Source organism: Hymenobacter sp. BT18 (assembly GCF_012273015.1).
Taxonomy (GTDB): domain Bacteria; phylum Bacteroidota; class Bacteroidia; order Cytophagales; family Hymenobacteraceae; genus Hymenobacter; species Hymenobacter lutimineralis.
The window spans coordinates 3,101,711-3,126,073 of sequence record NZ_CP050954.1 but is presented as its reverse complement, the minus strand read 5'-3'; the positions used below and the strand labels follow the sequence as shown (position 1 = coordinate 3,126,073).

15 protein-coding genes, 2 tRNA genes and 3 rRNA genes are annotated in these 24,363 nt (G+C 56.7%); 4 read left to right on the top strand and 16 right to left on the bottom strand.

What is annotated here, in order from left to right:
• The first annotated feature begins 17 nt into the window (after nt 1-17).
• The 3 genes from porU to HER32_RS13410 are packed head-to-tail and all read left to right on the top strand — an operon-like array spanning nt 18 to nt 6,502.
• Complete coding sequence (gene porU / locus HER32_RS13420) at nt 18-3,959, top strand: type IX secretion system sortase PorU (RefSeq protein ID WP_168682230.1); 3,942 nt, start codon at nt 18-20, stop codon at nt 3,957-3,959.
• Nucleotides 3,960-4,007: 48 nt separating this feature from the next.
• A complete protein-coding gene (gene porV, locus HER32_RS13415; protein WP_149070828.1) occupies nt 4,008-5,213 on the top strand; it encodes a type IX secretion system outer membrane channel protein PorV in 1,206 nt (401 codons plus the stop codon).
• A gap of 5 nt (nt 5,214-5,218) precedes the next feature.
• Nucleotides 5,219-6,502, top strand: a complete 1,284-nt coding sequence (locus HER32_RS13410) for a M16 family metallopeptidase (protein ID WP_168682229.1) — start codon at nt 5,219-5,221, stop codon at nt 6,500-6,502.
• A gap of 463 nt (nt 6,503-6,965) precedes the next feature.
• Here HER32_RS13410 and rrf read toward each other — a convergent pair.
• The 16 genes from rrf to rpmH form a co-directional block, all read right to left on the bottom strand.
• Nucleotides 6,966-7,077 (bottom strand): 5S ribosomal RNA (gene rrf / locus HER32_RS13405).
• Nucleotides 7,078-7,159: 82 nt separating this feature from the next.
• Nucleotides 7,160-10,067 (bottom strand): 23S ribosomal RNA (locus tag HER32_RS13400).
• A 194-nt stretch (nt 10,068-10,261) separates the two neighbouring features.
• Nucleotides 10,262-10,338, bottom strand: a tRNA-Ala gene (locus HER32_RS13395).
• Between the two features lie 39 nt (nt 10,339-10,377).
• A tRNA-Ile gene (locus tag HER32_RS13390) sits at nt 10,378-10,451 on the bottom strand.
• A 140-nt stretch (nt 10,452-10,591) separates the two neighbouring features.
• Nucleotides 10,592-12,106, bottom strand: a 16S ribosomal RNA gene (locus HER32_RS13385).
• Together the 16S, 23S and 5S rRNA genes with 2 tRNA genes alongside form the textbook arrangement of a ribosomal RNA operon.
• A 746-nt stretch (nt 12,107-12,852) precedes the next feature.
• The gene (locus HER32_RS13380) at nt 12,853-14,178 is read right to left on the bottom strand and encodes a serine hydrolase (protein ID WP_149072112.1); all 1,326 of its coding nucleotides are present in this window, start codon (nt 14,176-14,178) and stop codon (nt 12,853-12,855) included.
• Between the two features lie 130 nt (nt 14,179-14,308).
• Entirely contained in the window at nt 14,309-15,529 is a 1,221-nt protein-coding gene (locus tag HER32_RS13375) for a hypothetical protein (RefSeq protein ID WP_168682228.1), read from the bottom strand.
• A gap of 47 nt (nt 15,530-15,576) precedes the next feature.
• Nucleotides 15,577-16,413 carry an ion transporter gene (locus tag HER32_RS13370; protein ID WP_149072110.1) on the bottom strand — a complete coding sequence of 279 codons (837 nt, stop codon included), beginning with the start codon at nt 16,411-16,413 and terminating at the stop codon, nt 15,577-15,579.
• Nucleotides 16,414-16,416: 3 nt separating this feature from the next.
• The gene (locus HER32_RS13365) at nt 16,417-17,745 is read right to left on the bottom strand and encodes an APC family permease (RefSeq protein ID WP_168682227.1); all 1,329 of its coding nucleotides are present in this window, start codon (nt 17,743-17,745) and stop codon (nt 16,417-16,419) included.
• Nucleotides 17,746-18,032: 287 nt separating this feature from the next.
• Complete coding sequence (locus tag HER32_RS13360) at nt 18,033-18,545, bottom strand: DUF2480 family protein (protein WP_168682226.1); 513 nt, start codon at nt 18,543-18,545, stop codon at nt 18,033-18,035.
• An 86-nt stretch (nt 18,546-18,631) separates the two neighbouring features.
• Nucleotides 18,632-19,339, bottom strand: a complete 708-nt coding sequence (gene tsaB, locus HER32_RS13355) for a tRNA (adenosine(37)-N6)-threonylcarbamoyltransferase complex dimerization subunit type 1 TsaB (RefSeq protein ID WP_168682225.1) — start codon at nt 19,337-19,339, stop codon at nt 18,632-18,634.
• A 12-nt stretch (nt 19,340-19,351) separates the two neighbouring features.
• The gene (locus HER32_RS13350) at nt 19,352-19,528 is read right to left on the bottom strand and encodes a DUF433 domain-containing protein (RefSeq protein WP_168682224.1); all 177 of its coding nucleotides are present in this window, start codon (nt 19,526-19,528) and stop codon (nt 19,352-19,354) included.
• Between the two features lie 32 nt (nt 19,529-19,560).
• On the bottom strand, nt 19,561-19,905 hold the full coding sequence (locus HER32_RS13345) for a hypothetical protein (protein ID WP_168682223.1): 345 nt from the start codon (nt 19,903-19,905) through the stop codon (nt 19,561-19,563).
• A gap of 58 nt (nt 19,906-19,963) precedes the next feature.
• The gene (locus HER32_RS13340; RefSeq protein WP_168682222.1) at nt 19,964-21,658 is read right to left on the bottom strand and encodes a S41 family peptidase; all 1,695 of its coding nucleotides are present in this window, start codon (nt 21,656-21,658) and stop codon (nt 19,964-19,966) included.
• An 81-nt stretch (nt 21,659-21,739) separates the two neighbouring features.
• Nucleotides 21,740-22,177, bottom strand: coding sequence for a ribonuclease P protein component (locus HER32_RS13335; RefSeq protein WP_149072104.1), 438 nt, complete (start codon nt 22,175-22,177; stop codon nt 21,740-21,742).
• Nucleotides 22,178-22,211: 34 nt separating this feature from the next.
• Nucleotides 22,212-22,370, bottom strand: coding sequence for a 50S ribosomal protein L34 (rpmH, locus tag HER32_RS13330; protein ID WP_084444044.1), 159 nt, complete (start codon nt 22,368-22,370; stop codon nt 22,212-22,214).
• 240 nt (nt 22,371-22,610) lie between these two features.
• Between rpmH and HER32_RS13325 the strand changes: the two genes are divergently transcribed.
• Nucleotides 22,611-24,347: a M61 family metallopeptidase gene (locus HER32_RS13325; RefSeq protein WP_168682221.1), complete on the top strand. Its 1,737-nt coding sequence runs from the start codon at nt 22,611-22,613 to the stop codon at nt 24,345-24,347.
• The last annotated feature ends 16 nt before the right edge of the window (nt 24,348-24,363 follow it).

Sequence of the window (24,363 nt, the reverse complement as noted above, 5' to 3'; positions counted from 1 at the left end):
TTATTGAGAAACGATTTATGCATTTTCGGTTTTTAGGGCTGCTGCTGGTTTTTTTGTCCAGTGGCTTTGTCACTCAGGCGCAACAAACCGGTACGCTGCTCAGTCGGCAGGTCTTGCACTGGCAAGGCTACGCAACCGTGGAGCTGCCCAACGGCCGCAAGCAGCAGGTGCCGGCCCCTCGCGAGGGTGGCTTCCTGCCAAATCAGGTGGTGCCTTTTTACCAGTTTTCCGTTGCGGGCGCCGTGGCCCAGGGCGAGCTGCAGGAGGCGGTGTACGCCCCATTTTCCGCAGCTGATGCCCGGCTGCTGGCGGGTGCCCGGGTAGAGGCTTCGCCCACACTGCAGGTGCGCACCGGCATAGCCAGCCGCCGCCCCCTCACCACCATCACGCTCGCCCCGCTGCGCCGCTCGGCTACGGGCCAACTCGAAAAGCTGGTTTCCTTCACGTATGCCTACACCCTGGACAGTGCGCCATCGGCGCGCCAGCGGGCCGCCGCCCGCACCTACGCGCCTGGCTCGGTGCTGGCTCAGGGCCAGTGGTTTAAGATTGGCGTGCCGGAAACGGGTATCTATAAGCTCGACAAAGCCACGCTCCGCACCCTGGGCCTGGATGTGCAAACCCTCGACCCGCGCCGCCTTCAGCTCTACGGCAACGCCACCGGGCAGCTGCCCCAGCTCAACCGCACCGCGCGCCCCGACGACCTGGTGGAAAATGCCATTTATGTCTCGGGCAATAACGACGCTACGTTTGGTGACGACGAGTACGTGCTGTTTTACGGCCAGAGCCCGCACATCTGGGAAGCGGGCTCGGCCAGCCGCCCCTTTCGTCACCTCTACCACAGCTACACCGATACCACGTACTACTTTATCACGGTGGGCACTGCACCGGGCCGGCGGGTAGCCCCAGCGGCCACCCCTGCGGCGGCACCATCTGCCACCATTTCTACGTATCTCGATCGGCAGTTTCACGAAATAGACCTGTATAACCTCTTGAAATCCGGCCGCCAATGGCTGGGCGAATCAGTGGATACGGGAGGTAAGCTGGAGTTTACCTTCAACGGCCCAGAAGTAGTAGCCAGCACCCCTGTGCGGCTCACCAGCCTTACGGCTGCCTCTTCCTTCAACAGCACCAGCTTTGGCGTAAGCCTGAACGACCAGTCGGTTGGCAACCAGTTTATCCGGGGTCGGAGCAGCGGAGCATTTCCAGAAGCCGCCAATGTGGCTCTGACGACTTTTAGCACGAGCGTAGCGGCCGGCACCACCGGGCTGAAAGTACAGCTGAGCTATAACGCCAGCGGCGACATCACGGCCAAAGGCTACCTCGATTACCTGGAAGTGCTGGCCGAGCGCCGGCTACAGTTGGACGGCGCCGTGCGGGACTTTCGCTCCCTTGCCAATGTTGCTCCCGGTGCAGTCAGCGAGTTTGTGGTAACTGGGGCGGCTACTGCTACCGTGTGGGATGTGACCAACCCACGCCGGCCCGCCGAGCGCCAGCTCAGCAACGGCCGCTTCACCGCGCCCTCCGATTCGGTGCGGGAATACATAGCCTTTCAGGGTACCACCTTTCCGGCCCCGCGCCTGTTTGGGAAAGTAGCCAATCAGAACCTGCACGCGCTCAGCCAGGGCAATGCCCTTGACCTAGTGATTGTGACGCACCCGCTGTTTCAGGCCGAGGCCGAGCGCCTGGCTCAGCACCGGCGCACCCACGACGGCCTGCAGGTGCAGGTAGCCACCACCAACCAGGTGTATAACGAGTTCAGCTCGGGCGGGCAGGACGTTTCGGCTATCCGCGACTTCATGAAGATGGTGTACGAGACCAGTGAGCGGCCCGCCACTACTTCCAAGCTGATGCTCCTGCTGTTCGGCGACGCTTCCTACGACTACAAGGCCGACCCTGCCAACGACCCCAAATTTGAGCCGGAGTACTGGAAAAATCGTCAGGTGAAGGACGCTGCCAACCAGAACTACGTTCCGGTGTATGAGTCCTACGAGTCGTTCGTACCCATCTTTACCTCGGCTGGCGTGTCGTTTTCCTCCGACGACTACTTTGGTCTGCTCGATGAGAATGAGGGCCGCTGGGAGGAAAGCTTTGCCGGAGATTTTGAGCTAATGGATATTGGCGTAGGCCGCCTTCCGGTGCGCACCCCGGCCGACCAGCCCCGCTCCACCACGCAGGCGCGCTTAGTAGTGGATAAGCTCATCTCCTACGACCAACCCACCGGCTACGGCAAGTGGCGCAACCGCCTCACCTTCGTGAGCGACGACGGCGACGCGAACCTGCACACGCTCCAGTCGGCGGAAGTGCTGACGGACCTGCTTACCGCCAGCCAGCCGGCCTACAATCTGCACAAGGTGTACCTGGATATGTACCCGCAGCAGGCCGTAGCGGGTGGGCAACGTTCTCCCGCTACCGAAACGGCCATCGACCAGAGCATTGAGCAAGGCTCGTTGATTGTGAACTACACCGGGCACGGCGGGCCCCTTGCCTGGGCCGACGAGCAGATCTTCACCAAAAGTGCCATTGAACGGCTGCAGAACACCAACCGGCTGACTTTCCTGCTCACGGCTACCTGTGACTTCAGCATTTACGACGACCCCGGCCTGGTTTCGGCGGGCGAAGTAGCCCTTACTGATATTGCCGGGGGAGCCGTGGCGCTGCTGACAACTACCCGGGTGGTTTTTCAGAATTATAACCTGCTGCTGAGCCGCCACTTCTACGAAAGTGCGTTTCCGGCACCCGGCGCCCCGCTTCCCCGCCTCGGCGACGTGGTTTCAGCTACCAAAAACAGTAGCGTAGTGGGCACTTACAACCGCAACTTCGCGCTGCTGGGCGACCCTTCGATGCGGCTGGCATATCCGGAGTACGAAACGACTGTTCGGGCAATCAACCAGAAGGCCGTAACCAATGGCACTGCCCCGGCCGACACCCTGAAAGCCATGGATACGGTGGAGCTGACCGGCGACGTATCGGACCGCAACAGTCAATTGGCTTCGGATTTCAACGGGACAGTGCAGGTCACGGTATTCGACAAGCCCAGCCCCTTCACCATGCTGGGCAACGAAGGCGACGATGGCCGCCAAACGGTGGATGTGCAGGAAAGTATCCTTTATGACGGGCAGGCTACCGTCCGCAACGGTCAGTTTACTACATCCTTCGTCATACCGCGGGACATCAACTACCGGGTCGACGCCGGTAAAATCAGCCTGTATGCTTCCTCTCCCACCCTACGCCGCGACGCCCACGGGGCTAACCGGCAGGTACTCATCGGGGGCGTGGCCGCTGGGGTAAAGCGCGACACTATTCCGCCTACCATCCGCCTCTTCATGGATAGTGAGTCGTTTGTGTTTGGCGGCACCACGGGCACTACTACCACGCTGATGGCCCAATTACGGGACAGCAGCGGTATCAATACGGCTGGCTCGGGCATTGGCCACGAAATCACGGTCATTCTCGACAACGCGCCGACTAATGTGTTAGTCCTGAACGATTATTACACGGCTGATGTCGACAACTTCCGGAGTGGCCGGGTGCGGTACTTATTCAAGAACCTGACGCCCGGTCCGCACGTACTGCGCCTCAAAGCCTGGGACACGTTCAACAACTCCGCCGAGCAGGAAATCGAGTTTGTCGTCGTGCGCAACGAAAAGCTGGCCCTGGATCATTTGTTGAACTACCCCAATCCGTTTGCTACCACCACTACGTTTCATTTCGACCACAACCGAAATGGCGAAGAGCTGGAAGTGCAGGTCCAGGTTTTCACCGTTACCGGTAAGCTTATCCGTACGCTCTCAACCAGCTTGGCCAGCAGCCCCGCGCACGTGGCCGCCCTTACCTGGGATGGGCGCGACGAATTTAATGATCAGGTAGCCCGTGGCGTATACCTATACCGGGTACATCTTCGTTCTCCGCGCGACGGCTCGCAGGTCAGTAAATTTGAAAAGCTTGTCCTGCTACGCTAACTGCTTTCTTTGCAAATGCTTCCCCTTTCCACCATTTCACCTCCTAGTATGTTATCGAAGTTGACTGTACGGCTAAGTGTTGCGGCCGGGCTTTTCACCCTTTCTACGGGCGCCTACGCCCAGCAGGAAGACCGTGCCATTACGACGGCCGTGCCCGTGCTGACGCTCAGCCCCGACTCGCGCTCGGCGGCCCTCGGGGAAGCTGGCGTGGCTATTTCGCCGGATGCCAACTCGATGTATTACAACGCCGGTAAACTGGGCTTTATGCCCAATGCCACGGGGGCTTCGCTATCGTACGCGCCGTGGTTGCGGCAAGTGACGGACGACATGGGTCTGGGCTATTTGTCGGGCTACCACAAGGTGGGGCAGCGGTCTGCCTTTGGCGTCTCCTTGATGTACTTCGACCTGGGCACCATTCAGTTCCGCGACATCAACAACAACTCCACCGGCGACTATAATCCGAAAGAATACTCGCTGTCGGTTTCCTACGGTCAGCGCCTGAGCGAGAACCTGGGTGTGGGCGTAGCGGCGCGCTACATCCGCTCTAACCTCACCGGCGGCGAAGGAGATACACGCCCCGGCAATGCCGCCGCCGTGGATCTGGGTTTGTATTACACGAAAGATCTGTCCATCGGGGCCCAGGACTACAACCTGGCCTTGGGGGCAGCCATTTCGAATATTGGCAACAAAATCACCTACACCAACCCTGAGCAGGGCAACTTCCTGCCGGCTAACCTCAAGTTAGGCACTGCCATCACCAAGGAACTGGACGCTTACAACAAACTTACCCTTACGGTAGATGCCAACAAGCTGCTGGTGCCCAGCCCCTACTATGTAACGGGCGATACCACCGGCCGCGGCAAGCAAGTTCTGGCCGAAGTAGAGGCCGAAAACCGGGCCCGGGCCGGCAAAGGGCTGGTAAGCTCCATCTTCAGTTCCTTTGGCGATGCCCCCGGCGGCTTTAAGGAGGAACTGCAGGAAGTCAATATTTCCGCTGGTTTGGAGTACTGGTACAACGACCTGCTCTCGGCTCGCGTGGGCTATTTCTACGAAAATGCGCAGAAAGGTGCCCGTCAGTACCTGAGCTTTGGCGCGGGCCTGCGATATCAGGTGTTTGGGGTGGATGCCGCTTACCTGGTACCTAACAACAAAAACAATCCGCTTTCTCAGACGCTACGGGTATCACTGCACTTTAACTTTGCTGGTGGCGCCAATGCCACCTCCCCAGCCAGCGACCCTGCGCCCACCAACTAATATCTATGCTTGACCGCCTTGTTGCTCCTCCCGTTCAGCCGCTGGCCAGCGTACCGCTGCCCGCGGCTGACGTGCTTTTACTCCCTAATGGAAGCCGCCTACATGTGCTGCGCAATGCCGCCCAGCCGGTTATTCGCCTGCAAGTTGTGTTTAAGGCCGGCAAATGGTACGACACGACTCCCGGTGTCTCGCTCCTCACGGCGCGCATGCTGCTGGAGGGCACCCGCTCCCGCAGTGCCCGGCAAATTGCCGATGAAGTAGCCTTCTTTGGGGCCTCGCTCGAGTGTGAGCAAGGCTTTGATCGGGCCACTCTAACGCTCTATTGCTTGGCACGCCACTTGGAAAAACTCCTGCCTTTGGTAGCTGATGTACTTATCGAGCCCACGTTTCCCGAGAGTGAGCTGACGCCGCTTAAAATGCGTACGATTCAAAACGTACGCATTGAGCGCCAAAAAACCAGCTATTTGGCAGCTGAGCGGTTTTCGCACAATGTATTTGGTGCGCAAAGTCCTTACGGTATTGTATTCCAGGAAGGCCGGTTTCAGTCGGTTACCCCAGAGGCGCTGCACCTTTTCTTCCAGCAGGCTTACGCCCTATCTGGAGCAGAAATATTTCTCTGTGGTGACGTGCAGCCCGCGCACGAGCAAGCTGTGCAAGCCAGTTTAGGCGCTATTACACGTAAGAACACTACTTCCAGCAATACCGCCAGCGTTACTCCCGCCCCTCAGCCGTTTACCGACTATGTAACGGTCCCTGACAGCATTCAATCCTCGCTACGGATTGGCCGGTTGTGGCCTTCTCCGCATCACCCCGATACCCATCGGCTTCAGCTTTTAGTGAAAGTACTAGGCGGCTATTTTGGGTCGCGCCTGATGAAGAATATCCGCGAAGACAAAGGATTTACCTATGGCATCTACGCAAGTGTAACACCCCGTGAGCATGCTACCAGCTTTGTCATCGGAACGGATGTAAATGCGGCCAGCACTACAGCCGCGGTAACGGAAGTGCAGCGCGAGTTGCTGAAGCTGCAGGAAGAATTGATTCCGGAAGATGAACTTACTACGGTTAAAAACTACATGGCCGGTAAGTTCGCCAATGAGCTCAGCACTGTCTTCGAGCAGTGCGACAAATACAAAAGCACAGTGTTTCTGGGGTTACCAGCCTATTATTACGCAGACTTCCTTGCGCAAATACAAACGGCTACTGCGCCAGAATTGCAGCAATTAGCGCAGCAATACTTCCAGCTGGATGGTATGCTGCAAGTAATTGCCGGACCGGGCCAGATATAGTCTTCAACAGTACTGCCCGCATTGCAGAGCCCTCAACAATCGTATGTAACAAAACTGTTATATACGATTGTTGAGGGCTCCTTATTTGCACGGCATTAGGGTAGCCATGACTCTAGCCTGTATTAGCGCCTATGTATAGGCACAACGCTCAGAAGGCTTAGCCCCCCTGTTTACTCCGGCGAATTCACCTAAGGCTCCTATCGGGTAACTCTAAATATGTTGCCTATAAGAAAGCTTCCTAAGATCTACTGAAGAATATAGTGGGCGTAAATTATAACAGGTATATGCCTCCAAAGGGAGACAAAGTGATACTACGGCTGCAAGGAATCGAAGCAGGCCTAGGGCTCCCTAGGTGGCGCGGGGAAGCGCGGGAGCTTTAAACGGCGACACCCCCCGCGGGGCGGGCCACCTGACGATCAGGTGGGTGTCCGCACGCGGGGGGTGTTGCTCGAAAAAACCAGAAGGTTGGCGGCGACCTACTCTCCCGCCGGTGAAGGCAGTACCATGGGCGCAACGGGGCTTAACGACTCTGTTCGGAATGGGAAGAGGTGAACACCCGTGCTAAAGCCACCATTTCAGGTGCGCAGGACTAGCACAGTCCTGGCGATAACGTTGACGCAGTGAACGGGTAAGAAAGGGAAAACGGTGAGCTTCATCGACAGAAGCGTTCGAGTCATTAGTACACCTCGGCTGTGGTATTTCGACCTCTACACCTAGTGCCTATCAACGTGGTCATCTTCCACGACTCTTATTAAACGGATATCTCATCTTCAGGTGAGTTTCGCACTTAGATGCTTTCAGCGCTTATCTCATCCCAGCGTCGCTACCCGGCGCTGCAACTGGCGTCACAACCGGTGCACGAGCGGCTGGTCCAACTCGGTCCTCTCGTACTAAAGTCAGGTCCTGTCAAATATCCAACGCCCACCACAGATAGGGACCGAACTGTCTCACGACGTTCTGAACCCAGCTCGCGTGCCACTTTAATCGGCGAACAGCCGAACCCTTGGGACCTTCTCCAGCCCCAGGACGTGACGAGCCGACATCGAGGCGCCAAACCTCCCCGTCGATATGAGCTCTTGGGGGAGATCAGCCTGTTATCCCCGGCGTACCTTTTATCCTTTGAGCGATGGCCCTTCCATGCGGAACCACCGGATCACTATATCCGTCTTTCGACCCTGCTCGGCTTGTAGGCCTCACAGTCAAGCCCGCTTCTGCTATTGCGCTCTGCGTACGGTTACCAAGCGTACTGAGCGGACCTTTGAAAGCCTCCGATACTTTTTTGGAGGCGACCACCCCAGTCAAACTACCCACCAGACACGGTCTCCGTTTCCGGATTAGGCGCCAAGCAACACAAGGGTGGTATTTCAACGTTGACTCCACGATACCTGGCGGCACCGCTTCATAGTCTCCCACCTATCCTACACATGTGTTACCCAGCGTCAATGTCAAGCTATAGTAAAGGTGCACGGGGTCTTTCCGTCCCGTGGCGGGTACTCGGCATCTTCACCGAGACTACAATTTCACCGAGCTCACGGCTGAGACAGCGCCCAGATCGTTACACCATTCGTGCAGGTCGGAACTTACCCGACAAGGAATTTCGCTACCTTAGGACCGTTATAGTTACGGCCGCCGTTTACCGGGGCTTCGATTCAAACCTTCGCCTTGCGACTAAGTTCCCCTCTTAACCTTCCGGCACCGGGCAGGTGTCAGGCCTTATACGTCCGCTTGCGCGTTTGCAAAGCCATGTGTTTTTGTTAAACAGTCGCCTGGGCCTTTTCACTGCGGCTTCTTGCATTGCTGCAAGGAAGCGTCCCTTCTCCCGAAGTTACAGGACCATTTTGCCGAGTTCCTTGGCCGTGATTCACTCGAGCGCCTCAGGATACTCTCCTTGACTACCTGTGTCGGTTTGCGGTACGGGTTATTCAGCAGTAAACGCTTAGCAGGTTTTCTTGGCAGTCTGATTAGGATGACTATCCCCGTGGCCGAAGCCGTAGGGTACTATCGTGGTTCGGCAAGATGGGCGTACTTAACTACCCTTCCTATACCTACGCACTTTAACGGGCACTTCCGTCCGCCCGCGCATCTTTCACTTCTGCGTCACTGCATCACTCCACTGAATAAGTGCTGGAATATCAACCAGCTGTCCATCGGGTCGCGCCCTTCGGCTGCCCCTTAGGTCCCGACTAACCCTGCTCCGATTAGCGTTGAGCAGGAAACCTTAGTCTATCGGCGGGCAGGTTTCTCACCTGCCTTATCGTTACTCATGCCTACATTTGCTTTTCCAGCCGCTCCAGCACCCCTGACAGGATACCTTCACCGCTGCTGGAATGCTCCCCTACCACTTGCACATAGTGCAAATCCATCGCTTCGGTACCGGACTTGATGCCCGCGTATTATCGATGCCCTGTCGCTCGACCAGTGAGCTGTTACGCACTCTTTAAATGCATGGCTGCTTCCAAGCCAACATCCTGGCTGTCAAGGCAACTGGACCTCCTTTGTTCAACTTAGTCCGAATTTAGGGACCTTAGCGGATGGTCTGGGTTCTTTCCCTCTCGGCCTGGGACCTTAGCACCCCAAGCCTCACTGCCGGCTATATCAACGGGCATTCGGAGTTCGTCAGGATTCGGTAGGCTGTGACACCCCCTAGTCCTATCGGTAGCTCTACCTCCCGCTGACTCCACGCCGACGCTGTACCTAAATACATTTCGGGGAGTACGAGCTATTTCTCAGTTTGATTGGCCTTTCACCCCTACCCTCAAGTCATCCAAATCCTTTTCAACGGAAACTGGTTCGGTCCTCCAGTTGGTGTTACCCAACCTTCAACCTGCTCAAGGGTAGATCACAAAGTTTCGCGTCTACCCCCTCTGACTCTGCGCCCTATTCAGACTCGCTTTCGCTGCGGCTCCGTGCATCTATACACTTAACCTTGCCAGAGAGGAGTAACTCGTAGGCTCATTATGCAAAAGGCACGCTATCAGGGCACAAAACCCCTCTAACTGCTTGTAAGCACACGGTTTCAGGTTCTTTTCACTCCGGTATTCCCGGTTCTTTTCACCTTTCCCTCACGGTACTAGTTCACTATCGGTCTCTCAGGAGTATGTAGCCTTAGCGGATGGTGCCGCTGGATTCAGACGGGGTTTCTCCGGCCCCGCCCTACTCAGGAATCCTCTACCGTGATCTACAAGGTCGCTTACCGGACTCTCACCGTCTGTGGTTGGCTTTCCCATGCCATTCAGCTAATGTAAATCAATCAGATGTTGAGGTCCTACAACCCCGGACTGGCCGTAACCAACCCGGTTTGGGCTCCTCCCCGTTCGCTCGCCACTACTTGGGGAATCATATGTTATTTTCTGTTCCTCCGGGTACTTAGATGTTTCAGTTCCCCGGGTTTGCCCTTGGTAGCAAATGCTACGAAGTCTCTACTCTTCAAGTAGAGGGGTTGCCCCATTCGGAAATGCCAGGATCACCTTATATGTGCTAATCCCCTGGCCTTATCGCAGCTTATCACGTCCTTCATCGCCTCTGAGAGCCTAGGCATCCCCCGTGTGCCCTTGCTTACTTCTTGTAGCTCCAACCCGAAGGCTGGAGGGCTCGGGTGATACACAAGGTGTATCACTCTTTGTTTTCTTTCTTACTCGTTACACTACGTCAAAGAACATTTGTCTTCCTGTTGAAGACAATGCGGAATGTGAAGGATGAGCTTCACATTCCTTATACTATGTATTCTCACCCAAACGACCCGATTGGCCAGTTTGTGAATGGTGGAGAATAACGGATTCGAACCGTTGACCCCCTGCGTGCAAGGCAGGTGCTCTAGCCAGCTGAGCTAATCCCCCGTTCTGCTCTAGTCCACACGGCAACCCCGCTGTGACCAGTGGGCCTGCCTGGACTCGAACCAGGGACCTCTACATTATCAGTGTAGCGCTCTAACCACCTGAGCTACAAGCCCGGGTCTTCGAGTGACACCGCCAACGGTAGTGCCTCGAATCCGAATCAATATCTTGAATGAAGGGATTGACAAATCCAGGTTACAAAACCAAAGTGTACTTATTAGCGAACATTCCACGTCAACGAGTCGAACCGCTCCAGAAAGGAGGTGATCCAGCCGCACCTTCCGGTACGGCTACCTTGTTACGACTTAGCCCCAGTTACTTGTTCTACCCTAACTGGCTTCTGTGACGAGCACCAGCTTCAGGTCTACCAAACTTCCATGGCTTGACGGGCGGTGTGTACAAGGCCCGGGAACGTATTCACCGCGTCATTGCTGATACGCGATTACTAGTGATTCCAGCTTCACGGAGTCGAGTTGCAGACTCCGATCCGAACTGAGAACGGCTTTGTGAGATTGGCATCACATCACTGTGTAGCGACCCTCTGTACCGTCCATTGTAGCACGTGTGTAGCCCTAGGCGTAAGGGCCATGATGACCTGACGTCGTCCCCGCCTTCCTCACTGCTTGCGCAGGCAGTCTGTCTAGAGTCCCCGGCATAATCCGCTGGCAACTAAACATAGGGGTTGCGCTCGTTGCGGGACTTAACCCAACACCTCACGGCACGAGCTGACGACGGCCATGCAGCACCTTGCTTTGTGTCCCGAAGGAAAGGTTCATCTCTGAACCGGTCACGCGCATTCTAGCCTAGGTAAGGTTCCTCGCGTATCATCGAATTAAACCACATGCTCCACCACTTGTGCGGGCCCCCGTCAATTCCTTTGAGTTTCACTCTTGCGAGCGTACTCCCCAGGTGGGATACTTACCGCTTTCGCTAAGCCAGCAACAGTGTATCGCTGCCAGCGAGTATCCATCGTTTACGGCGTGGACTACCAGGGTATCTAATCCTGTTCGCTCCCCACGCTTTCGTGCCTCAGTGTCAGTACCAGCCTAGTCAGCTGCCTACGCAATCGGGGTTCTAGAAGGTATCTATGCATTTCACCGCTACACCTTCTATTCCGCCAACCTCGTCTGGACTCAAGCCCGCCAGTATCCAGGGCAGTTCTCTTGTTGAGCAAGAGGCTTTCACCCCGGACTTAACGGGCCACCTACGCACCCTTTAAACCCAATAAATCCGGACAACGCTTGCACCCTCCGTATTACCGCGGCTGCTGGCACGGAGTTAGCCGGTGCTTATTCCTCAGGTACCGTCAGTTTAGGACGCATCCTCTTTTTCTTCCCTGAGAAAAGCCGTTTACAACCCAGAAGGCCTTCATCCGGCACGCGGCATGGCTGGGTCAGGCTCTCGCCCATTGCCCAATATTCCCTACTGCTGCCTCCCGTAGGAGTCTGGCCCGTATCTCAGTGCCAGTGTGGGGGATCACCCTCTCAGGTCCCCTAAGCATCGTCGCCTTGGTGGGCCGTTACCCCGCCAACTAGCTAATGCTACGCAACCCCATCTGAATCCAATAAATCTTTACCAAAAAAGCGATGCCGCTCTCGTGGCTTATGCGGTATTAATCCGCCTTTCGGCGGGCTATCCCCCAGATCCAGGCAGGTTGGTTACGCGTTACGCACCCGTGCGCCACTAACGGTATTGCTACCGTCCGTTCGACTTGCATGTATTAGGCCTGCCGCTAGCGTTCATCCTGAGCCAGGATCAAACTCTCCATTGTATAAATTTCTACACCCTAGCGAACTAGGGCTGATGTCAAGTGCTGATCCGACTCGTATGTTTGACGTGTCTGTTCGTTCTGTTACGCTTGGTCTTGCTGCTGCTGTAGTCGCCTACAACAGCCTCACCCAAATTTGTCAATTCCAGTCATTCAAAGAACGTCCGTCCTTCCCTGTTGGAAGAACCTGGTGGGCTAGTTAGCCCGGGTACTGTGCCACTTCCGATTGAAGCGGGCTGCAAAGGTAAGAACCTTTTTGCTTTCTGCAAGGCTCCCGAAGAAAAAAAGTTTTTCGTTCGACAAGCACTTGTGACGAGCAATTCCCCCTTCCGGTTGAAGCGGGCTGCAAAGGTAGCAACACCTTAGCGCCTTTTGCAAGTTTCCACAAAAATAAATTTTTGTGTTATTCTCACTTCGTTCCGCCGCGCGATTCGCGTTGGGAGGACAAAGGTACGAAACCCGCAACCGCTTTTGCAACCCCGTTGGCAAACTTTTTTTTTCAGCGGCTGGCTAAACCCAGTGCCTGAAAGCAGTAGCTCCTATATAGGACTATTTCTGCGTTTGCCGGAAGATCCTCCCTACCGCGTTCCGGTTTGGGAGTGCAAAAGTGGGGCTTCCTTTTTGCTTTTCCAAACCTATACAACAAGTTTTTCGTTTACCGTTCCCTTGTGCGAGCTCCTTAGCGCACTTACCTTTTCGCTTTCAGGTACTTACTCCGTATAGACAAGGAAAAAGTCTGCACAACTTTCTTACCGTTGAGTTTCTTCCTGGAGATAGACGGCAGGAATTGCGTAGTATGGCCTTAGGCGCTTTACCTCATAGCGGTGAATCGTTTGACCCAATGCTGCCAGAAAGGGCAGGCCAATGTTGGTATACTCGTAGGTACCATCGTTGAGAATACCGTCTTTGTTTACATAAAGCACGGCGCTGAGCATGAACTCTACTTTCTGTTCGGTATCGACGAAGTAGGCGACATCGGCGAGGTATCCGTGTGACATCCCTACTATATTATAGCTGTGCAGATTTTTAATGGCCTGGCGGCTTGGGTTACGGCCATAGTATAGGTACTTCTTATAAGCATCGAAATACTTCGGGCTTTTATAGGAACTGTAGCTCGCTGCATGGGGTGTGCTGCGCAGATAGAAACGTAGGAACTGGTAGTCCTGGGGGGTGAGGTCCGGTTGCGCAGCTTGGGGCACACTCTGGGGAAACAGCACGGTTTTTAATAGGTCGTGGATATACTGCAGGGGTAAGTAGTTGGCGGTGGTAAAGTCGTAGGGACGCTGCAAAAGCCGCCCACCGGCATAATAGCCACTGCCCTTCCGCACCGGCCCCAAGGGGAATGAGAACGGCTGCGTATTGACCGCGGCCGACTGATGATATATTACCTCCTTATTAGATGCCCTTAAAAAGGTGACAGGATTCGTATGGCGGTTGGCCGCAGTATCGCAGGGGGCAAACCGCCGCACAATTCGGGCATCAGGGTAGCCTAATTTGGCTAGCCGCTCGTTGAGCGGGCGCTGGCCTAAAAACTCATACAACCGGTTATAAGCCGAATTATCACTAACCAGCAACATGCGCTTAATATAATTCCCTACGGTGTTTACCTGATCGGAATCGGGAGAGGGCACGTAGGGAGCGGGCGTCTGGCAACGGAAAGCAGCACCAGTGGCCATGGGCGTGCGGCGGGAAAGCCCAGGCCTATTGAGTTGATTCAGCTTTTCCAGAGCCAACATGGCTACGGGCAGCTTCACCATACTAGCCGGGTTGAAATATTGCCGGGCGTTCAGGTGGTAAGAGTGCTGCGTGAAATGGGGCTGTTGCTGCGCATCGCGGTTTATCTGGGTATAAATGATCTGCAACTCATACTGCTCGGCCTGACTGACTACGGGCAGGAGGCCAGGGTGGCTATGCAGCAGGCTGTCCAGCAGCGGGCTGTCGGCCGGGACGATAGGGAGAGTCGTAGCTGCCTGCCGTTTTTTTTCGCTACCCATTGGCAGCACCAGCCAACTCAGCAACAGCCAGCCTAAGAGCGGCAACGTCCCAAGACTTCCTCTCAACCCGCGCAACATCATGAGCAATATCCGTCAGTTAAATCAACCCTGGTAAAAGATACGCATCCCAGCGCGAGCCAGCCGCAAAAAAACGCGCCACTCCCGAGCAGGCAGTGGCGCGATAGGCAAACCAGTCTAAGCTTAGCAAACGTTACTGCACTGGCTTGGTTCGGTGAGCCAGCAGCAGGTTGGAATCGTTTTGCCGCCAGTTGTACCCGGTGCCAAAAGGTAGGGGGCGCACTCGTTGCAGGGTATCGGTGTAGGCGCGGGTGAGCTGGGGCTGGTAGTGTTTGGCGAACAGGTTGATGGGCCGCTTATACGTGCCATAGTATGTGAGCTGCCAGTTGGCGACCGGCTGGAAGTACTTCATGGCAATGCCCGAATCGTCCTGCAAAATGTAGCGACTACGCTCCAAGGCCAAGTTGCGCACCTTGCTGAAATACGATTTGTGCATGAGATATGAGGCCGACTTTACGTACGTTGTCAGGGGGCCAAGACTGCGCACAAACTTGAGGGCCCCTTCTTTTGTCTGGCCCAGCTTCCAGTCGCTAAGGTCGGCGGAGAAATAGTAGGCTTTCTTTTCCCGGCCGGCTTTATCCCGCATAGCCAGCTCTACGCCGGGAATGACCTTCAGGCCGGGCCGGCTGATCGTGGCCGAATCGGCATCGGTAAGCTGGCCTTCGGCATCGAGCTGCACGTAGCGCACGGCGGTAACCTGGTGATTGGTGCGGGCAGCGAAGAGCATCATCAGCGGCAAAGACCCGTCCAGCTCCACTGATTTTAAATCCACCGCCATATCGTTGGTGCGGAAAAAGCTGAATTCCAATACCGACCACAAGGACTTTTTCAGCATGGTAAACAGCTTGGGGTTTTCGAGGGTGCGCTGATGCGGCACGGTCCCCACCGGCTCCAGGCCGACCAGCACATAGGTTTGGCTGGTTGGGAACATGGTTACCACATTCAGTAGATCTGGGCCACTGAAGGGGTAGAAGATAACGGGGCTTTGGCGACGCACGGAATCCAGCTCGGTAGCCGCCCACTGCTCAATCTTAGCGGTGCGGGCGGCGTGGTACTTATCCCAGCTTTTGTCGGCATTGGCCGCGTAGGTTTGCCAGGCGGCTTGCCGGGCCAGCGGCTGCAGGGTACTGCCCTGGCTGAGGCGCTGCCCCGCCAGGTAGGCGGCCACGTTCTGCACGGCGCTGGTATCGGGAGCAGGAGGAGTAGCCGGGGCGGTGGCTACGGTATCGGAAGCGGCAGGCGCTGGCGTGGGCGCGGCGGGCTGCTGCTGAGGAGTAGAGGTTTTGGGGTCGGAGCAGGCCGCCAGTGTCAGGAAGAAAGCCGGCCATAGCAACCGGGCAATAGAGAAGCGCATAGAGTGGAAGAGAAATGGGAGAAAAACTCGCTGGCCAAAGGTACACGTCAGAGCTTCTCGCCACAGCGCCAGCAATATTGCGCTTCCGACTTGTGCTCCGTAGCCTGGCACACATGACAGATAACCTGTTTGAAAGCTGGGGTAGCTGGTGAAGCCGGCGTGGCCATCTGGGCCGATACAATGCCCGTGGGTACGGCAATGATGGCGTAGCCCAGAATCATGAGCACGGAAGCCAGCGTCTGGCCCAGCACCGTTACCGGGGAAATGTCGCCGTAGCCCACCGTGGTAAGCGTCACAATGGCCCAGTAAATACTCTTGGGAATGCTGGTGAAGCCATTCTGACCGCCTTCCACCACGTACATCAATGTGCCGATGACTACGACGAGCGTGAGTACCGCCGTGAGAAACACCAGAATTTTGAAGCGGCTGGCTTTAAGCGCGGTCAGAATAAACTCGCCTTCGCCCACAAACTTCCCAAGCTTGAAAATGCGGAATACGCGCAGCAGCCGCAGCGTACGAATAACAATCAGGTTGCGGCTGCCAACGGACAGCAGGCTGGCCAGCGTGGGCACAATAGCTAAAAAATCAATGATGCCCAGCCAGCTCAGCGCGTAGGCCAGGGGGCGGCGTACAACCAGCAGCCGCATGAGGTATTCGATGATGAACAGCCCCGTCATAAACCACTCCACGGCCCGCAGTAGGGGGCCATAGCGGGCATCGATAGGCCGCACGCTTTCCAACATCACGGCCAGCACACTCACCATAATGGCGCCCAGCAACAGCACATCGAAGGCGCGGCCGGCGCGGGTATCCGATTCAAAGATGATGCGGTAGGCCTTCTGTTTCCAGGAGGCACTGCCAGGATCAGGCGGCGTAATGTTCATGATTCAGGGCAACAAAACTTGGCTACGGCGGGATATACGCCGCCCTACAAAGTATACCAGCAAGCCCACGAACAGAGTAAATACCCCATAGCTGGTCTCGCGGGGCTTGTCCTGAACGATAAACCAGAGCGTCCAGCCATTGAGCGCTAAGAAGATGAGCGGCGTAAGCGGGTAGCCCCAGGCCCGGTAGGGGCGCGGCAGCTCGGGCCGGCGCCAGCGCAGCACAAACAGGCCCAGCACCGTGAGAAAGGTGAACAGGCTGAGCACGAACCCCGCGTAGAGGAGAACCTGCTCGAAGGTGGCCGTCAGCAGGAACACCAGCGTAAGAGCCGTTTGCAGCAGCGTGGCCCGCACCGGAATGCCGGCCGCACTCACCTTGCCCAAGCCCCGAAGTGGGGGTAGGTCCTCCCCCATCACCTGCACAATGCGCGGCCCGGCAAAAATCATGGAGCTAACCGTAGATACCAGTAGCACTGCAATGACGCCGCCCATCAGCCGCCCCGCTGCCGTCCCAAATATTTCGGTGGCGGCCACAAAGCCCACTTCCACTTGTCCCGCCAGCTTGGGAATGGGCGTCGAGTACAGAAACACGAAGTTCAGCCCTACATAAAGCAGCAGCACCAGCGCCGTGCCCAGCAGCAGAATGCGGGGCAGGTTGCGCTGGGGGTTGGCCATTTCGCCCGTGAGGTAGGCCGCGGCGTTCCAGCCCGAGTAAGCGTAGGATACATACACCAACGACACAGCAAAAGCCGGATTCAGCAATTCCCGCCAATCGGCGGCCTGGGGCGCAAAGGCCAGGCTAGTGGGGGTAGCCGCTGCCAGCCCTACTCCGATAAACAGCACCAGCACCAGCACTTTCACCGTGGTGATGATGACCTGCAGGCGGCTGCCGGCCCGCTTGTTGGTAGCATGCACCACGGTGAGGGCCAGCACCACCCCCACCGACAGCCACTGCGCCGAAACTGCCGGCCACACGCTCTGGGCATAGCGCCCCAGGGCCATGGCGGCCAGCGCCGTGGGGGCCGCAAAGCCCACCGTGGCCGACACCCACCCCGATAGAAAGCCCAGCGCCGGGTGGTAAATCTGCGACAGGTAATGATACTCGCCGCCCGAGCGGGGCATGGCCGCCGCCAGCTCGCCGTAGCTCAGGGCCCCGCACAGGGCAATCAGACCACCCACGGCCCACAGCATCAGCAAGGCAAACCCGCTCTGGATACCCAGCACCTGAAACCCCAGGCTGGTAAATACGCCCGTGCCTACCATGCTGGCCACCACAATGGCCACGCCCGTGAGCAAACTAAGTTGATAAGGAGTAGCAGCAGATTCAGGCATAAGGAGGTCGATGTGCGCCCCAAAGATGCAACCGTACCCGGCATTTGGCGCGGCGAGCCGGCTCCACGCCGTTGCTACGAGCGTCTACGCCACTTCGACAAGCCTTTACGCCACCTCTACGGGTCTTTACGCCCTTTCGAAGCTTGCTTACGCCGTTTCTACGGAGGCTTACGCCACTTCGACGAGGGTTTGCGCCGCTTCTATGGGCATGTAAGCCTCCGCAGCAGCCCAAAAAAGCCCTTCCGATGCATCAGAAGGGCTTTTTCAGTGCGCAAGAGCTGGGCTGCTCAGGCTTTGGGGCGCTTGTAGAGCGGCACGGTGCTGCATGGCTCCCCGTACATAATGCTGGCCGCCACGGGCAGCAGCTTCTGCATGATGGCTACATAAGCGTAGGTGGGCACGGGCTTCTCGCCGCAGCCCTTGATGACCATTTTGGCGTCACGATATTGCTCGGCATCGAGGCCAGCAATGGCCTCGTGAAACAGTTCCTGCTCTAGGGCCTCTAGGTTGCCAAATACGTAGCGGTGGGCGTGCGGCTGCAGCTTAGAGGCCAGTAGCATGTAGGCCCAGGTAGGCACAATGGCGTCGACCGAGCAGATGATGGCCACGTTCTGGCCCGCGTATTGGGTCCAGTCGTGGGTTTTAATGAACTCGCGAAAGTCTTTCTCGCGCAGCATCAGCCCATGAAACAGGTTGTCCTTGATATCATACACCACCCGCTCGCCCGGATGAATAAACTCTTCGAGGTTGAGCATGGTGAGGGCGCTTTGCGCTACCCGGTTGATGAGAATGTCTTCCATGATATGATCATTGAGAGCTTGATACGCAAAGTCAAAAACCTAGCAGACAGCTTATGGAGCGGCTTCTAGGCTCTTAATTCTGGCTTCTAAGTTCTGTTCTTCGGCGTAGTAGTGTACACTTCTTTTAAGTAAAACGGCTCGTAGTAAGCCACGCTGCGAAACTCCTGCCGCTGGTAGGCGCCAAGGGCCAGCTCGCCTACGGCTATGGCAGATGGTTCGATACCCGCTAAGAACGCTACGTGCGGATGCCCGGCCACGAGCGGCCGGAACTTGGCCGCGCCGTTACCAAAGCATAACAACGAATGGTGGGCTAGTTGTTCGCCCAGGGTATCGGCATCGAGGACCAAGGGTGTGGGCGCCAGTTCTTCGGTGCCATCGTGCCGGTAAAGGGCCGCATACACTTCCATGCGCCGGGCATCGAGCATGGGGCAATACAGGTAGTTTTCGGGGTGGGCGGTACGCTGAGCTACCTGGTGGGCCAGGCTTTGCAGCGTCCCGACGGCCAGCAGAGGTACATCCAAGGCGTAGCAGAAGCCTTTGGCGGCAGCGGCCCCAATGCGCAGCCCGGTGTAGGAGCCCGGTCCGTCGCTCAAGGCTACAGCCGCTAGGTCTTGCAGGGTGTGTCCCGTGTTTTCCAGCAGCTGGCTTACCAGTACGCTCAGGTGCGAGGAGTGCGACTTCTCCAGCCGCAGCTCCGTCTGGCCCACCAGGGAGCCATCGGTCACGCGGTGCAAGGCCACGGAACAGACGGGCGAGGAGGTTTCGAGCGAGAGGATGAGGGAGGGTTCAGGCATCTTTGATTTCAACTAACGGTTCGCCGCGTACTGCAAAGCGGCCTGAATATCGAGTGGCTCCAGATCGGGCAGTTTGGCCAGCACCGGCTCACTCAACAGGTCGGCACTCAGTATATCCAATACCCGAATGTAGGGACGCCCGCCGCATTGGCGCGAGTTAATAGTGAGGCGCTGACGAAGATTTTGCACGGTAGCAAAGGTAACTCCAATAAGCGCCTCAATTATGCCTGAACAATATTCACGCGCTGCCTTTTCAATCTTCTGAACACTCTTTGCAGCAGCCAAGCCATGAAGAGCGAGTTAAGAACAATGGCTACTAATGGGAGTACCGTATCGGTTTTTATATACCGCAAGGGAATTCCGAAAGGAAAATCCAGAAACGAATAGATGACATATGCTAGCTTGGTTTTCCAGTAGCCTGAGGGCAACGCCAGTAGTTCCCAGAGGCTGTAGTTCTCCTTCAGTGGGCCAAATAGCTCAAACGCAAATAGCTCTATTGCGCTATACACAGATAACGACACATAGATGACACTAAAGGAAGCGTAATACAGCAGGTTCTTCCACATAGACTGATAGAATTAAAAAGAGCAGGCTTTCCAGGGCCTGCTCTTTGTTTATTAGTGCCTACTTGGTGCCGGCGCTTTTACTGGCGCTGGCGGCGCGGCCGTTGGGGCGCAGCAGGGCAGCGTAGCGGTTGGGGTCGTTGAGGACCTGCACGGCGGCCAGCACATTGGGGTCATCGTCGAAGGAGGCTTCGATCTGGCCTTTCTGGAAGTAGTAGCGCGACACGATTTCCTGCTCCAGCAACTCCTTGATTTCGGGCTTAAAGCGGGTCAGGTCGTTGCTCTTGTTGGTGGAAACCTTGCGGCGAATAGCTTCCAGCTCGGTTTTCACGTCCTCGTAGTGCTTCTCGTCCTTGGACTTTTTAATTAAGTCGGAAAGGCTTTTCTCCACCTCGGTGGAATAGCTCACATCCTTGTTCTGCAGAAACTGCACAAACTTCTGGTACTCCACATCGGACAGCTTGAAGTCGCGGGCCGGCGGAATGGTGGCGTGCTCGGCCCGGTAGCGCGTGGCGTAGTCGAATAAGTAGTTTTTCTGGAGCAGCAGGCGGGTAATTTCGGCTACTTCGCGCTCCTGCACTTCCACGTCGGGAGCCACGCCGCCGCCGTCGAACACGGTGCGGCCGGCCTGCGTTTTGAAGGCCGTGCGCAGGGAGTCGGGTACTTTGCCCAGGGTGCCATCATCGGCGCGGTGTGAGTAGTCGATTTCCTGAATGCAGCGCCCGCTCGGGATGTAGTATTTGGCGGTGGTTACCTTCAGCTGGGAGTTATAGCTCAGCGGCCGGGTGGCCTGTACAAGGCCCTTCCCAAACGTCCGCTCCCCTACCAGCACGGCCCGGTCGTAGTCCTGCAACACCCCCGACACAATTTCAGCGGCCGAGGCCGAGCGGCCGCTGGTAATAATGGCCATGGGCATCTGGGTATCCAGAGGCGTGTCCAGGGCTTTGTAGGTTTTGTTCCACTCCGTCACCTTGCCCTTGGTGCTCACAATGTCAAGGCCCTTTTCCACGAACAGGTTGGAAATGTTTACCGCCTCGTTGAGCAAGCCGCCGGGGTTGTCCCGAATGTCGAACACAATCTTCTTGGCGCCCATTTCCTTGAGCTTGGCCACGGCCAGGCGCACTTCCTTGCCGGCATCGACTGTGAAGCCGCCCAGCTGGAAGTAGCCAATATCGTTGGTGAGCATGCCGTAGTACGGCACGTTGTCTACCTGAATCTTGTCACGGGTGATGTTGATTTCCACTGGCGCATCCTGGCCGTAGCGCGTCACCATCAGCTTCACAAGGGAGTTGGCCTGCCCCTTCAGCAGCTTGCTAATGTCGGAGTTGGTTTTCTTCTCCAGCGCAATGCCGTTGATGTTCAGGATTTCGTCGCCAGGCAGCAAACCTGCTTTTTGAGCGGGGTAACCTTCGTAGGCCGCCTGCACAATGGTTTTGCCACTACGCTTCACCACCACGGCCCCAATACCGCCGTACTGCCCGGTGGTAAGGGTGCGGAAATCCTCGATATCGTCCTCGGGAATGTAGTTGGTGTACGGGTCGAGGCTCTTGAGCATGGCGTCGATGCCGGTTTTCACCAGCTTGGCGGGCATCACCTCATCCACGTAATAGGTGTTCACCTCCTTAAACAAGGTGGCGAAGATGTCCAGGTTCTTAGCAATTTCGAAGTACCGCTCATTGTCGGAAACCGACTTGAATGAGACAAGCAGCGTGGCTCCTCCCAGGAGCAGGCCGGCGGCAATAGATTTTTTACGCATACACGGGCGGGAAGCAGATAAGAACCCTTCACTCAAACGCAGGCCGGACACAGCCGCAACGCTCTTCGGATCTGCAGCCAGTTAAGGACGCGGCGAAGAAAGGGGTGTTGCAGGCGCAGGTACGGCTTCCTGCAGCAAACGCTCTAGCCCTGAAATTAATTTTTTTTCGACCAGCGCGAAAGGCTTTTTTTCCTTGCCGCTGTAAATAAGTGCCAATACGCCCACAGAATGGCCATTGGGGGCTTCTACAAGCCGATATTTATTCAGGCGGTATGCTTCGCGCAGTAGCCTTTTTAGATAATTCCGGTCTACAGCCCGCTTAAACGTGCGCTTGGAGACACTAACTAGGACTTGCGGGGGAGCTTGCGTAGGGGCCAGCGCCGGCAGCCAGACCAGCCGCAAGGGGTATAAACCAAAAGAAGAACCCCGGCCGAAAAGCTCTTCAATGAGCTTCTTACGACACAAGTGTTCTTCCTTCGGAAACGAATAGGAGCGCGCGCCCGGCGCAGGAGTGCTCATGAGCGGGGGCGAACCGGCCGCAGCCGGTAGAAGCTTAGCGCTTATGACGACCTTCGTCGGATACGGTCAGGCGCTTGCGGCCTTTGGCACGACGGGAGGCCAGCACGCGGCGGCCGTTGGCGGTTTCCATGCGCGAGCGGAAACCGTGCTTATTGCGGCGCTTGCGCTGCGAAGGCTGAAAAGTACGTTTCATGGTATATGTAGTGACTCAATGGCAGGTAAGGCCGGCAAAGGTAACAGGTTGGTTTGGAAAAGACAATGCCTAGTTCACCTTTTTCCCAGCACTACCGTTTCTACCAGGAAATACCCGGGCTAAAAGCGCTGCCTTTTTGAGGGAAACATTCCCGCGGAAACCGCCCATTAGGCCCCGCTTTTCGACCGGATAGCTGTACCTTTACTCAGGACTTTCTGCCCCCGCCCCCACGGCGCTGCCATGATTCATTACCACGTCTCATTTGAGAACCCGCTGACCTTCTACGTGCAGGTTCAGATGACCTTTGAAGTGCCTGCTACGACTGCTGAGGCCGTAGAGCTACAATTGCCCGCCTGGCGCCCCGGGCGCTACGAGCTGCAGAACTTCGCCCAGAAAATTCAGCGGGTAGAGGTACTCGACGCCAACACGAAGTCGCTCCTCCCCTACCGCAAGCGCACGAAAGACCGGTGGGAAGTGCCGAACGCGGCGGGCCGCACCCTGCAGGTGCGCTACAACTTCTATGCCCACCAAATGGACGCCGGCGGCTCCTGGCTGGATGAAACGCAGCTGTACCTGAACGGGGTGCAGTGCTTTATGTACATCGAGGGCCGCCAAGTGGAAGCCTGCCAACTGCTGCTGGACTTGCCCGAAGGCTGGCAGATAGCCTGCGGCCTGCCCCAAAGTGGCCCCAACACGCTGCAGGCAGCCTCTTTTGACCAGCTAGCTGACTCTCCGCTGATTGCCAGCCCCACGCTACAGCAGCGCACCTACCAGGTACAGGGCCTGCCCTTCACGGTATGGATACAGGGGGAGTGCACGCCCGACTGGGAAACAATCCTGCGCGACTTCACGGCCTTCACCGAAGAGCAGATGGCGTTGTTTGGGGGCTTTCCGGTTTCCGATTATCACTACCTGAACCAGATTCTGCCTTACAAGCACTACCACGGTGTAGAGCACGGCAACTCCACCGTAATTACCCTGGGCCCAGCCGAACTGCTCATGACGGAAGGCCTGTACAAGGAATTTCTGGGCGTGAGCTGCCACGAGCTGTTTCATACCTGGAATATCAAGAGCATTCGGCCCGCCGAAATGCAGCCCTACGAATACGCCCGCGAAAACTACTTCCGCACCTGCTACATAGCCGAGGGCGTTACGACTTACTACGGGGAGTATCTGCTGGCCCGTAGCGGGGTGCGGACCGTGGAGCAATATTTTCAGGAGCTGAACACGGTGCTACGCAGGCACTACGACGACTACGGCCGCTTCAACCTTTCCTTAGCCGATGCCAGCGTGGATTTGTGGCTGGATGGCTACAAGCCCGGCGTACCCGACCGTAAGGTGTCCGTTTACCATAAAGGAGCGTTGGTAGCCCTGCTGCTCGACTTAACGTTGCGCCACCTTACCGGCCACCAGCGCAGCCTCGACGACGTGATGCGCCGCCTCTGGGAAGAGTTTGGGCAGAAAGGCGTGGGCTACACTGAAGAAGACTACATGCGTCTGGTGACGGAAACTGCCGGCCGCGACATGCGCGCTTACTTCGACAAGTTTGTGTACGGCACCGCGCCGCTGGAAGAACCCCTCGATAAAGCCTTGAGCTGGGTGGGCTGCACCCTGCGCATCGAAGAAACCACTTCCACCTCCGAAAGCTACTTTGGCTTCCGCACGGTGGTAAAGAACGAGCGGACGGAGGTAACGGATATTCTGCCCGACTCCCCGGCCACTACCACCCTGACGGTGGATGACGAAATAGTGGCTGTGAACGGGCGCCGCGTGGATATGAACCTACAGTCCTTGTTGTCGGCTAACGACGACCTGCGCTACGAGGTGAGCGTGTTCCGCCAGAACCGGCTGCTGACGGTGGTACTAGAAGGCCAGCCCAATCAGCGGTACTGGCAAAAGCTCACCGTTGCCAAGCTGCCCACGGCCACTGCGGCGCAGCAGGAGAGTTTTCGGCAGTGGCTTAAGCAGGAGTTCTAAGCCCGTGGCGAAAACC